This is a genomic window from Leifsonia sp. KNZ12-8B (genome assembly GCF_056755495.1).
In genome coordinates, this window is the sequence record NZ_JBPGXM010000003.1 from 18,581 (window position 1) to 30,850 (window position 12,270).

At 70.2% G+C, this 12,270-nt stretch carries 11 protein-coding genes; 3 read left to right on the forward strand and 8 right to left on the reverse strand.

From position 1 onward, the window contains the following. Positions 1-4: 4 nt before the first annotated feature. The 3 genes from ACR9ZG_RS00760 to rfbB are packed head-to-tail and all read right to left on the reverse strand — an operon-like array spanning position 5 to position 3,009. A complete protein-coding gene (locus ACR9ZG_RS00760; protein ID WP_481282909.1) occupies positions 5-1,156 on the reverse strand; it encodes a glycosyltransferase family 4 protein in 1,152 nt (383 codons plus the stop codon). Continuing rightward, complete coding sequence (gene rfbD / locus ACR9ZG_RS00765; RefSeq protein ID WP_481282910.1) at positions 1,128-2,006, reverse strand: dTDP-4-dehydrorhamnose reductase; 879 nt, start codon at positions 2,004-2,006, stop codon at positions 1,128-1,130. Before rfbD ends, ACR9ZG_RS00760 begins: the two co-directional genes overlap by 29 nt. A gap of 13 nt (positions 2,007-2,019) precedes the next feature. Further along, a complete protein-coding gene (rfbB, locus tag ACR9ZG_RS00770) occupies positions 2,020-3,009 on the reverse strand; it encodes a dTDP-glucose 4,6-dehydratase (protein ID WP_481282911.1) in 990 nt (329 codons plus the stop codon). Positions 3,010-3,082: 73 nt separating this feature from the next. On the opposite strand from rfbB, the gene ACR9ZG_RS00775 reads away from it, so the two are divergent. From ACR9ZG_RS00775 to ACR9ZG_RS00785, 3 genes are read left to right on the forward strand one after another with little or no spacing between them, the layout of a single operon-like run. Beyond that, complete coding sequence (locus ACR9ZG_RS00775) at positions 3,083-3,688, forward strand: dTDP-4-dehydrorhamnose 3,5-epimerase family protein (protein ID WP_481282912.1); 606 nt, start codon at positions 3,083-3,085, stop codon at positions 3,686-3,688. A gap of 15 nt (positions 3,689-3,703) precedes the next feature. Further along, positions 3,704-4,570 carry a glucose-1-phosphate thymidylyltransferase RfbA gene (gene rfbA / locus ACR9ZG_RS00780; RefSeq protein WP_481282913.1) on the forward strand — a complete coding sequence of 289 codons (867 nt, stop codon included), beginning with the start codon at positions 3,704-3,706 and terminating at the stop codon, positions 4,568-4,570. Positions 4,571-4,629: 59 nt separating this feature from the next. Continuing rightward, a complete protein-coding gene (locus ACR9ZG_RS00785; RefSeq protein ID WP_481282914.1) occupies positions 4,630-6,690 on the forward strand; it encodes a cell wall-binding repeat-containing protein in 2,061 nt (686 codons plus the stop codon). A 110-nt stretch (positions 6,691-6,800) separates the two neighbouring features. Here the strand turns inward: ACR9ZG_RS00785 and ACR9ZG_RS00790 are convergent, their stop codons facing one another. The 5 genes from ACR9ZG_RS00790 to ACR9ZG_RS00810 are packed head-to-tail and all read right to left on the reverse strand — an operon-like array spanning position 6,801 to position 12,072. Continuing rightward, positions 6,801-7,631, reverse strand: a complete 831-nt coding sequence (locus ACR9ZG_RS00790; protein WP_481282915.1) for a glycosyltransferase family 2 protein — start codon at positions 7,629-7,631, stop codon at positions 6,801-6,803. Continuing rightward, positions 7,628-8,467, reverse strand: a complete 840-nt coding sequence (locus ACR9ZG_RS00795; RefSeq protein WP_481282916.1) for a glycosyltransferase family 2 protein — start codon at positions 8,465-8,467, stop codon at positions 7,628-7,630. Before ACR9ZG_RS00795 ends, ACR9ZG_RS00790 begins: the two co-directional genes overlap by 4 nt. 17 nt (positions 8,468-8,484) lie before the next feature. Then, positions 8,485-9,738 carry an ABC transporter ATP-binding protein gene (locus ACR9ZG_RS00800; protein WP_481282917.1) on the reverse strand — a complete coding sequence of 418 codons (1,254 nt, stop codon included), beginning with the start codon at positions 9,736-9,738 and terminating at the stop codon, positions 8,485-8,487. 1 nt (position 9,739) lies between these two features. After that, positions 9,740-10,639: an ABC transporter permease gene (locus ACR9ZG_RS00805; protein ID WP_481282918.1), complete on the reverse strand. Its 900-nt coding sequence runs from the start codon at positions 10,637-10,639 to the stop codon at positions 9,740-9,742. A gap of 32 nt (positions 10,640-10,671) precedes the next feature. Further along, positions 10,672-12,072, reverse strand: coding sequence for a glycosyltransferase family 4 protein (locus tag ACR9ZG_RS00810; protein WP_481282919.1), 1,401 nt, complete (start codon positions 12,070-12,072; stop codon positions 10,672-10,674). Between the last annotated feature and the right edge of the window lie 198 nt (positions 12,073-12,270).

The following is a 12,270-nucleotide window of genomic DNA, read 5'->3' on the forward strand; positions in this document are numbered from 1 at the left end:
CGGATCAGAGGTCGGCGTGCAGCTGCCAGACGCGCTCGGCGGAGTCGCGCCACGAGAACGCGCGGGCGCGGTCGGCGGCCAGCACGCTGAGGCGGGAGCGCAGCTCGGCGTCGTCGAGCACGCGGCCGATCGCCGCGGCCAGGCGCTCGGTGTAGCCGGGGTCGTCGGCCGGCTCGTCGCCGGTGGGCCGCGGCACGACCAGCGAGGCGCCGGCGGCGACCTCCACCAGGGCGGGGTCGTCGGAGTGGATGACGGGGAGGCCGAACTTGAACGCCTCCACGATCGGCAGCCCGAAACCTTCGACCAGGCTCGGGAACACGAACAGGGTCGCGCGGTCGAGCACGACGGCGAGGTCCGGGTCGTCGAGCCGGTCGAGCGCCCGCACGCGGTCCTCGGGAAGGCCCGCAGCAGCCGCGACGCCGGTCGCGCTGGACTCGCCGTAGCGGTCGGGACCGGCGATGAGCAGGGGGAGGTCGTGCACCTCGGGGCGGGCCATGGCCCGGATCAGCGGGGTCAGTCCCTTCCTGGGCATGATGGACCCGAGCGTGAGCACGTACGTCTCGGGCAGCCCCAGCCGCTCGGCGCGTTCGTCGGCGTCGGCCGGCAGGCGCAGGGTGGTCGCCGGAGCCCCGCCGATGACGCGGATGCGGTCGCCGAAGTCGAGCAGCTCGGAGAGCCGGTCCGCGACGGCGTGGGTCGGGACGACCACCGCATCGGCGTGCTTGCGGGCCCGCTTGGCCATCGCCTTGGTCCAGAGCGCCGCCGGCGTGCCGAGGCTGTCCGGGTGGCTCCAGGCGATGGTGTCGTGGATGGTGACGGCGTACTGGTCGCCCTCGCTGCGATCGTGTCGGCGCAGCGGGGCGAGCAGCGTCGGGGAGTGGACCATGCCGCGGAGGCCGCCGAGCGCCAGGCCGGACTGCCAGGCGACCATGAGTTCGCGCCGGGCCACCGGGAGGCGATGCAGCGCGGCGAGTCCGGGCAGGCGGCCGTGCAGCTCCTCGAGCTGGTCGTCGGGGACGTTGGAGACGAAGCCCTGGACGTCGCAGCCCGGGGGAGCGGTCGCGATCAGCTGACGGGTGAGCTCCTCGGTGTAGCGACGATGGCCGCCGGGAGCGTCGCCGATCAGCTCATCGACCACCACTCTGAGCGTTGTCATCCGTCTCCAATACTCCGTGTCGCGCCGCGTCGGCCAGTGCGTCCTGCCACGCCCGCATGGGCTCGAGCCCGGCCGTCGCCCAGGCGTCGTGACCGAGCACCGAGTACGAGGGCCGCTTGGCGGGCCGGACGAACGTCGAGCTGTCGGTCGGCGTGACCCTATCAGGGTCTAATCCGGCCTGGCTGAAGACCGCCTTCGCGAACTCGAACCAGCTGGCCTGGCCGGAGTTGGTGCCGTGGTAGATGCCGGCGGGGGCATCGGCGTCGAGCAGCTTCACCAGCTGCGCGGCGAGGTCGCCGGTCCAGGTCGGCTGACCGAGCTGGTCGTCGACGACGCTGACGGTCTCGTGGCTGGCGGCGAGCTTCACCATCGTGCGGGGGAAGTTCGCTCCTCCTGCCCCGTACAGCCACGCCGTCCGCACGATGTACGTGCCGTCGGGATGGGCGGCCAGGGCGAGCTCCTCGCCCGCGGCCTTGGTACGGCCGTAGGCGTTCAGCGGATCGCGCGGGGTGTCCTCGGCGTACGGCTCGGTGGCCTCGCCGTCGAAGACGTAGTCGGTGGAGATCGTCACGAACCGGGCGCCGTGCTGCGCGGCGGCGACGGCGAGGTTCTCGGTGCCCAGCGCGTTGATCGCGTAGGCCTGGTCCTCGTGCGTCTCGGCGTCGTCCACCTTCGTATAGGCGGAGGCGTTGATCACCACGTCGTGCCCCGCGACCGCGGCGATCACGGCGTCGCGGTCGGTCACGTCCAGCTCGGTGCGCGAGAGGGCGGTCACGTCACGGCCGGCCAGGGCCTTCTGCAGGTCCTGGCCCAGCATGCCGGCCGCGCCGGCGATGAGGTAGCGCGTCATGGTCGCGGCCGGCTCAGTTGTCGAGCGCGGCGCGGGCCTTCAGCGGCTCCCACCAGTCGCGGTTGTCGCGGTACCACTGCACCACGTCGGCCAGGCCCTGCTGGAACGGCACCTGCGGCTCGTAGCCGAGCTCGCTCTGGATCTTGGAGATGTCGACCGAGTAGCGCAGGTCGTGGCCGAGCCGGTCGGCGACGCGGTCGACGTACGACCAGTCCTTGCCGGTGGCGTCGAGCAGCAGCTGGGTGAGCTCCTTGTTGGTCAGCTCGGTGCCGCCGCCGATGTTGTAGACCTCGCCGGCGCGGCCGTTCACGAGGACCATCGCGATGCCGCGGGTGTGGTCGTCGACGTGCAGCCAGTCGCGGATGTTGTTGCCCTCGCCATAGAGCGGCACGTGCTTGTCGTCGATGAGGTTCGTGACGAACAGCGGGATGACCTTCTCGGGGAAGTGGTACGGGCCGTAGTTGTTCGAGCAGCGCGTGATCGACAGGTCGAGGCCGTGGGTGCGGAAGTAGCTGCGGGCGAGGAGGTCGCTGCCGGCCTTCGACGCGGAGTACGGGGAGTTCGGCTCCAGCGGGCGGTCCTCGGCCCACGAGCCCTCGGCGATCGAGCCGTACACCTCGTCGGTCGAGACGTGCACGAAGCGCTTGATGTCGTTGCGCAGCGCCGCGTCGAGCAGCTGCTGCGTGCCGAGCACGTTGGTCTCGACGAAGATCGAGGCGTCGCGCACCGAGCGGTCGACGTGCGACTCGGCCGCGAAGTGGACCACCGCGTCGATGCTCGGGAACAGCTCGTCGAGCAGGCCGCCGTCGCGGATGTCGCCCTTCACGAACGTGTAGCGCGGGGAGTCGGCGACCGGCGCGAGGTTGGCGAGGTTGCCCGAGTAGGTCAGCGCGTCGAGCACGACGACCTCGGCGCCCTCGAGACCGGGGTACGCGTCCTGCAGGGTGCGGCGGACGAAGTTGGAGCCGATGAACCCGGCGCCGCCGGTGACGAGAATCTTCATGGAGATATGGGTGCTTTCTGTCGGTGGACCGGCGACGAGTCTACCGTGAAGGCCTCATTGGTAGACTCCCGGGGTGCAGATCCGAGAACTTTCGATCCCCGACGCCTACGAGGTCACGCCCAAGCAGCACGCGGACGACCGCGGCCTGTTCACCGAGTGGTACCGCTTCGACCGGCTCGAGGAGGCGGTCGGTCACCGGCTCGACCTCCGTCAGGGCAACCTCTCGGTGTCGCGGCGCGGCTCGGTGCGCGGCATCCACTTCGCCGACATCCCGCCGAGCCAGGCCAAGTACGTCATGGCGCCGCACGGCGCCGTGCTCGACTTCGTGATCGACATCCGCGTCGGCTCGCCGACCTTCGGCCAGTGGGACAGCGTGCTCCTCGACGACAAGGACCGCCGCGCGATCTACGTCGCCGAAGGCCTCGGCCACTGCTTCGTCGCGCTCACCGACGACGCGACGGTGAGCTACCTGGTGACGGACACCTACAACCCGACCCGCGAGCACGGCATCAACCCGCTCGACGCCGAGATCGCGCTGGAGTTCCCCGTGCCGGCCGACGAGCTGCTGCTCTCGCCGAAGGACACGGACGCCCCCGGCCTCTCGCAGGCGCGCGAGGAGGGCCTCCTGCCGACCTGGGAGGCGGCGCGCGCCTTCTACGCCTCGCTCGACGACAAGTAAGGAACGACTCTCCCCATGCGCGGAATCATCCTGGCCGGCGGATCCGGCACCCGGCTGTGGCCCATCACCAAGGGCATCTCGAAGCAGCTCATGCCGATCTACGACAAGCCGATGGTCTACTACCCGCTGTCGACGCTGATGATGGCCGGGATCAACGAGATCCTCATCATCACGACGCCGGAGTACAACGACCAGTTCCGCGCGCTGCTGGGCGACGGGTCGCACCTCGGCATCCGGCTGGAGTACGCCGTGCAGCCGTCGCCGGACGGGCTCGCCCAGGCGTTCATCATCGGCGAGGAGTTCATCGGCGACGAGTCGGTGGCGCTGGTCCTCGGCGACAACATCTTCCACGGCACCGGGCTGGGCTCGTCGCTGCGCACGCACACCGACGTGGACGGCGCCGTGATCTTCGCCTACCAGGTGAGCAACCCGACCGCCTACGGCGTCGTCGAGTTCGACGACGACTTCAAGGCCATCTCCATCGAGGAGAAGCCGGCGCAGCCCAAGAGCAAGTACGCCGTGCCCGGTCTCTACTTCTACGACAACGACGTGGTGGAGATCGCCAAGACCATCGAGCCGAGCGCCCGTGGCGAGCTGGAGATCTCGACGGTCAACGAGCGCTACCTGGAGGCGGGGACGCTGCAGGTGCAGGTGCTCGACCGCGGCACCGCCTGGCTCGACACCGGGACGTTCGAGTCGATGATGCAGGCGTCGGAGTACGTGCGCGTCATCGAGGACCGGCAGGGCTTCAAGGTCGGCTGCATCGAGGAGATCGCCTGGCGCGCCGGCTGGATCGACGACGCGCAGCTGGCCGAGCTCGCCGCTCCGCTGGTGAAGAGCGGCTACGGCACCTACCTCAACCAGCTGCTCGACCAGGAGTGATCGACCGGGCCGGGGCCAAATACCTGTAATGCATGTATCGGCTCAGTAGGCTCGATCGTGTGTTGACGCTCCGGACCCGTTCGCGCCTCGGCGCCGCACTCATGACGATCGTCGCCGTGGTGCTCGCCGGCGGTCTCGCCGTGAAGCCCGAACCCGCCGGGGCGGCGTCGGCGGCGGACTTCGAGCCCGGATACATCGTCAGCGACGCGAACTTCTACAACGGCTCGGCGCTGTCGGCCGCCTCCATCCAGTCGTTCCTCAACGCCAAGGTGCCGGTGTGCGAGGTCGGCTACACCTGCCTGAAGGACTACCGGCAGACGACGACCTCCCGCGCCGCCGACGCCATGTGCTCGGCGTACACCGGCGCCGCGAACGAGACGGCGGCCACCATCATCGCGAAGGTGGGCGCGGCCTGCGGGATCAGCCAGAAGGCGCTGCTCGTGCTGCTCGAGAAGGAGCAGAGCCTCGTCACCGACGACTGGCCGACCGCCGGGCAGTACCAGAAGGCCACGGGCTTCGCGTGCCCGGACACCGCAGCGTGCGACCCCTCCACCCTCGGGTTCTACAACCAGGTGTACAAGGCGGCCTGGCAGTTCAAGAGGTACGGCAACCCGCCCGGCACCTCCCAGAGCTTTACGTGGATCCCGGTCGGCAAGGTCAGCGCCATCCGGTACAACCCCAAGGCCGAATGCGGCGCCTCCAACGTGCTGGTGCAGAACAAGGCCACGGCCGCGCTGTACTACTACACGCCCTACCAGCCCAACGCCGCGGCCCTCGCCAACCTGTACGGGACCGGAGACGGCTGCTCCGCCTACGGAAACCGCAACTTCTGGCGCCTCTACTCCGACTGGTTCGGGTCGCCGACGAGCAACTCCGCCCCGTTCGGCAACTACGAGTCGGCCACGCTCAGCGCGTCCGCCTTCACCGTCTCCGGCTGGACCATCGACCCGAGCCTGGTCAGCGCCTCCATCTCCGTCCAGATCAGCTGGAACACCCCGTCGGGGACCTCGACCACGACGGTCGCGGCCAACCGGAGCCGCCCCGACGTGGGCAACGCGTACCCGAACGCCGGGGCCGCGCACGGGTTCAGCGCGAGCGTGCCGTTGAAGGGCGACGGGCAGTACTCGGCCTGCGTCACCGCGATCGCCCTCGCAGGCAACCCGTCGGGCAACACCGCGCTCGGCTGCAAGACGGTGCTGCACTCGTCGGCGCTGAACGGGTCGCCGACGAGCAGCCGGGTGCAGGGCGCCGACCGGTTCGACACGTCGGTGGCCGTCTCGAAGGCCGCCTACCCGACGGCCGGAGTGCCGGTGGTCTACATCGCCTCCGGCGTCGTGTTCGCCGACGCGATCGCCGCCGGCCCGGCGGCCGCCGTGCAGAAGGGGCCGCTGCTGCTCACGATGCCCACCGGCATCCCGGCGAGCGTGACGGCCGAGATCAAACGGCTCAAGCCGCAGAAGATCGTCATCGTCGGCGGGACCAGCGCCGTCGCCGCGAACGTGCAGAAGACGCTCGCCGGCATCCAGAAGAACGTCGTCCGCATCGCCGGGACCGACCGGTTCGACACGTCACGGAAGCTGGCCCGCTACGCGTTCCCGACGGCGGTCAGCGCCTCCTTCGCCTCGGGGCTGAGCTTCCCGGACGCTCTGTCGGCCGCGTCGGCATCCGGTGTGAAGGGGCGGCCCGTCGTCCTCGTGACAGGGTGGGGCGCCCCGGATGCGGCCACGGCGTCGTTCATCCGCACGGCGAAGCTGAGCGCGGCGCTGGTGGTCGGTGGCTCCTCCGCGATCGCGCTGTCGTTCGATGCGTCGCTCAAGGGATCCGGCATCGCGGTCACGCGTATCGGCGGCTCCGACCGGTTCGAGACCGGCCACCTCGTCAATTCGAACCAGTTCACGACGGCCTCGACCGCCTACGTGGCCTCGGGCATCGACTTCCCCGATGCGCTCTCCGGCTCGGTGCTGGCCGCGAAGAACAAGGCGCCGCTGTTCGTCGCGCCGTCGTGGTGCCTGCCGCGTTCGGTCGGCAACGACATCACCCGGATGAAGGTGTCGAAGGTCGTCCTCATCGGCGGCCCGGCGTCGCTCACGCCCGACGTGGCGGCCTTCCGGCCCTGCTGACGCCCGCGCGGCCCCTGGAGCGAGATTTGCGCCGAATGTCGGTCATGACGGGCTCATAACCACGATTTGCGCCAAATCTGCGGTGCGCGGTGCGCGGGCGCGGGCGCGGGTCAGGCGGCGTCGTCGAGCTGCAGGTAGCGGTAGAACTCCGCCTTGCGCTCGGCGAGGGTGTGGTGCTGGTTGGTCTCGTCGAGGACGAACTCGATCGGGGTGTCGACCTTGCGCAGCACCCAGCCGCGCTTGCGGGCGTAGCCGCACATCCAGATGTCCTCGAGGAAGGCGAAGTACCGCGGCAGCTCGGTGAAGAACGCGGGGTCGGCAACGATGTCGATGTCGCACGCGCAGCCTCCCGTGCCCACGTAGCTCACCCGGTCGCCCGGCTCGGCGGGGGTGCGCGCCCAGTAGTCGCCCTGCATCGTCCACGCCCAGTAGCCGGCGATCGTCCGCGGGCCGGAGGCGGCGAGCAGGTCGGTCAGCAGATGGTCGCTGACGTCCTGGTCGTCGTCGAGCATGACGAACGGGCCGCGGTAGCCGCTCAGCCACAGCCTCCTGGCCACGAAGAAGCGCCCGAGGCCGCCGACGTTGACGCCGCTGCTGACGAGCGACACCTCGGCCAGTGCGCCGTGCGCCCGGTAGGCGGCGATCCGCTCGCGGTAGTACGCGTCGTCGGAGGGACGGTTGTTCCACAGGAACAGCCGGACGCGCGGGCCGTCCTGCGCGTCGAGCTGGGTGAGCACGGCGTCGATGCGCTCGCGCCGGTTCCACAGGCACATGACGACCGCGAGCTCGCCCTGCTCGCCGTGCCGGAGCAGGGTGCGGGCCGAGAAGCGGCCGGCGCGGTAGCGGCGCATGGCCAGGCGCCAGCGCACGGCCGAGACGGCACGGCGGGCGAACGCGACCGGGCCGGTGGAGGTGGAGGTGGAGGTGCCGGGTGTGCTCATCGCGACACCCACCACAGCCGGCCCCACAGCCCGAGCTGGATGGCGAGCCGCAGCGGCGCGAAGTACCAGGCGGAGTACCGCCGCGAGAGGTAGCGGTAGGCGCTGTCGTGGTGCGCCTTCTCCATCGCGCGGCGGGCGCGGGAGGTGGAGTGCGCCCCGGTGTGGGTCACCACGGCCTCCGGCACGTAGACATTGCGCCAGCCGGCCTTGCCGAGCCGGTCGCCCAGGTCGACGTCCTCGAAGTACATGAAGTAGCCCGTGTCGAACCCGTCGACGTCGCGGTACGCGGTCGCGCGCAGCAGCAGGCACGCGCCGGAGAGCCAGCCGGCGTCGCGTCGCGTCTCGGTCTCCCGCTCGGCACGGTACTTCACGGTCCAGGGGTTGCCGGGCCAGATGCGACCGAACAGGGCGTGCGCGACGCCCGTCCGGAGCGAGGGGAGGCGACGGGCCGACGGGTAGATGCGGCCGTCGGCCTCCAGGATCTTCGGCCCGAGCGAGCCGGCCCGGGGCTCCTGCTCGCCCGCGGCGACGAGGGCGTCGAGGGCGCCCGGCGCGAACACCACGTCCGGGTTCGCGACGAGGATGTAGTCCGGAGTCGTCTCCGCGGCCTCGACCGCCGCGCGCACGCCGCCGCCGTACCCGGCGTTGTGGTCGAGCTCGACGAACCGGTGGCCGGCCGCGCGGACCAGCTCGCCGACCTCCTCCGCCTCGGCCGACGCGTTGTCGACGGCGATGACCTCGTCGGCGCTGCCCGCCTCCGCGAGGGATTCGAGGAACGGCCGGATGGTGTCCGCCGAGTTGTAGGTGACCGTGACGACGAGGACGGAGGGGCTCATGCGCGCGTCCACCCGGCTCAGGCCGACGCCTCGACGACCTCGGGGACCGCGTGCACCATCCCGACGGCGAGCGGGTAGTACGGCACGTCGAACGAGCACGCCTGCGGCATGTCGGAGAGGTGGCGTCCGGCCCGGTCCATCAGGGAGGCGTTGACGAAGTACTTGCCGGCGCCGAACCGGGCGTCGCGCAGCAGGAACGTGACCGTGCGGCGCTCGCGCAGCCGGCCGAGGTCGGAGCCGATGCGCGCGGTCGTCGTGCCGTAGACGGGCTGGCCGAGGGTGTTGTCGATCTGGATGGCGCACATCCAGTCGTCGATGCCCTCGTCGTGCTCGAGCGTGACCTCGACGCGCAGGTCGTCGCCCGGCTGCACCGGCTCGCCGGGCTCGCGGCCGTCTGCCCACGCGCGCGCCTCGATGACGCGGCCGTGCTCGATGACGGGGTCGCCGCCCTTCGCGGCGTGGACGGCGGCCTCGGCCTCCGCCTCGACGACCCGGCGGCCCTCGAGGATGTTGCGGAACTCGGTGACCGCGTCGCCCGGCTCGCCGTCGAAGACGACCTCGCCGCGGTTGAGCAGGATCGCCCGGTCGGCCAGCTCGGTGACCTGGCTGAGGTTGTGCGTCACGAGGATGATCGTGCGCCCCTCCTGCTGGAACGAGCGGATCTTGTCGAGGCACTTGCGCTGGAAGGCCTCGTCGCCGACCGCGAGGACCTCGTCGACGAGCAGGAGGTCGGGGTCCGTGTGCACGGCGACGGCGAACGCGAGCCGCACGTACATGCCGGAGGAGTAGAACTTCACCTGCGTGTCGATGAAGTCGCCGATGCCGGAGAAGCTGAGGATCTCGTCGAACCGCTCCTCGGTCTCCTCCCGGCTGAGGCCGAGGATGGAGGCGTTGAGGTAGACGTTCTCGCGGCCGGTGAGGTCGGGGTGGAAGCCGGCGCCGAGCTCCAGCAGCGCGGCGATGCGGCCGCGGCGCGCGACGCTGCCCTTCGTCGGCTCGATGATGCCGCCGATGACCTTCAGCAGCGTGCTCTTGCCCGAGCCGTTGTGGCCGATGAGGGCGACGGTGTGGCCGGCCTGGATGCTGAGGTCGACGTGGTCGAGTGCCCAGAACTCCTCGCGGTGCTGGCGGCCGCGGCCGAACGCCACCAGGCGCTCCTTGAGCGAGTTGTCCTTGCGGATGACGAAGCGCTTGGAGACGTCGCTGACCCGGACGATCTCGGGAGCCTCGTCGGCCGTGCGCGCGAGGGAGTCGGTCGTTGTCGAAGTCATGTCACACCACCTGAGCGAAGTTGCCCTGCAGGCGCGCGAACACCCGCTGGAAGCCGAGCAGCAGCACGATCCCGACGACGAAGGCGATCCCCATGCGCAGCAGGAGCTGGTCGGGGTACACGGCCGTGTCCTGGCCGCCGACCCACATCGCCTTCTGGAAGCCGAGCACCGCCAGGGTCACCGGGTTGTCGGTGTAGATGTCGAGCGCCAGGCCGTGACCGAGCGCGTCGCGGACCATCTTCCAGGAGTAGACGATCGGGGAGGCCCACAGCAGGAGCAGGAGCACGACCTCCACGAGGTACTGCACATCGCGGAGGTAGACGTTGACCGCCGAGAGCAGCAGCCCGAACGCGGTGCCGTACACCAGCAGCAGGAGCACAGACGGGATGAGGTACCAGGTCTCCTCGTGCAGCGGCGGCTTGCCGATCACGATCGTCGCGATGAGCAGGATGGCGAACTGGATGAGGAAGTTGAAGCCGGCCGAGCCGACGCTCGCGAGCGGGAAGATCTCGCGCGGCAGGTAGATCTTCTTGATCAGGCCGGCGTTGTTGAGGATCGATGCGGTCGTTCCGCTGATGATCTCGCTGAACAGTCCGTAGGCGGTGAGGCCGGTGAACACGTAGATCGCGAAGTCCGGGATGCCCTTCTCGGCGCCCAGCACCTTGCCGATCACGATCGCGTAGATCAGCAGCTGGGTGAGCGGGCGGACCAGCGTCCAGACGAAGCCCAGCACGCTGTCCTTGTAACGCGACTTGAGGTCGCGGCGGACCAGGAGCGAGAGCAGCTCGCGGTGCCCGAAGATGTCGCGCAGCGCTGCCCACGAGCCGTTGGACTTGTCGTCGCCGCCGACCGTCACCATGCGTTCTGCGGACAGCGCACGGTATCGATCCTGTGCAGTCATTCAGTCGTCAATCTTGTCGGGGGCTCGATGGATTATAGCTTGCGGCCTCGCGCGGCCACCCATTCGGAGACCGCGCGGAGCGGCCGGGTGAGGCGCCAGGAGGAGCTGGATTCGAGCCCGGTGACCCGCTTGAGCAGGTCGTTCGTGATGCGGGTGCGCTCGGACACGATGCCCGCGACCCGGTCGGGGGCGGGGGAGGGGTCCTTGCAGAAGTCGACCAGCTCGCGCAGCGTGTGCTCCCACGTGTGCTCGCGCGCGTAGGCGGCGACGTTCGCGGAGATGCGGTCGCGGGCCTCCTGGTCGTAGAGCAGCTCTTCGATCGCCGTGGCCAGCGCCTGCACGTCCTCCGGGGGGACGACGCGGCCGAGGTCGTTGGCGCGGATGATGTCGGCGAAGGTGTCGCCGTCGGTGCTGATGATCGGCAGCGACGCCCACAGGTAGTCGAGGATGCGCGTGCGGAAGCTGAACGCGGTCTCGAGGTGCTCGTAGTGCGTGCTCACGCCGAGGTCGGCGTCGAGCAGGAAGTCGGCGCGGTCGGCATACGGCACCCAGGACTCGTTGAAGAACACGGCCTCGCCGGTGAGGCCGAGCTCCTCGGCCCTGTTCCGCGCCTCCACCGCCATCGCCATCGCGGGGATGTCGGGGTTGGGGTGCGCGGCGCCCATGAAGAACAGCCGCAGGTCGGGGTGCGCGCGGCGCGCGACGGCGACCGCCTCGATGAGGGTCAGCGGGTCGAACCAGTTGTAGATGCCGCCGCCCCAGATGATCACCTTGTCGTCGGGGCCGATGCCGGGCACGACGCCCTTGATGCCGTGGCTCTTCTGCACCGGCGGCTCGTTCTGCACGCCGAACGGGGCGATGCCGAGCAGCGAGCGCAGGCTCGGGTCGCGGTCGTAGGTCGCCGGGTTGATGCGGGCGAGGCCGGCCAGCTGGCCGAGCCAGAAGTCGCGCTGCTTCTCGGAGGCGCACACCATGAAGTCGGCGCGCTCCAGCTGGTCGTTCAGCACCTCGACGGTGTCGACGGCCACGGCGACACGGGTCTCCGGGTCGAAGTCCTTGCCCTGCTCCAGCTGCTCGAGGTGCATGGGGTCGTAGATGTCGGCGACGATGATCGTGTCCGTCTGCTTGATCCACGGGTGGCTGCGGAGGGTGTGGCCCTGGAAGACGAGCACCTCGGCCCAGTCGACGTGCGTGCGGAGGCGCTGGTCGTCGGCGAACGCGACGTGGAAGCGCTCGCTGCTGACGCCCTCCGCCTTGTTCGTCGAGATCAGGCGGACGTCGGCGAACTCCGAGAGCGCGGTCGCGATCTCCCACGAGCGGATCGCGGGCCCGGCCATGCGGACCCCGAGCGTGTCCGGGGTCACGACCAGGATGCGGCGGCGCGCCCGGCCGGCGGTCGGGTCGGCTTCGGGGGTGGGGTCGGTGGACGGCACGGGGCTCCTCTGTCTGATCGTGCGACGGATCGAGGCTGATCGAAGCGGCGGCAGGGCGTTCTGCCATCACGGACGGTACTCTCGGCCGCGTCCGGAAAAGCGCAGAGCACGAAAGCCGCTCGGCAGGCTACCACCGCAACCGGCGAGGCGGCTGTACGCGCGCGGGCCTGCGTGAGCGCGGCCTCAGCGGGGGCCTCG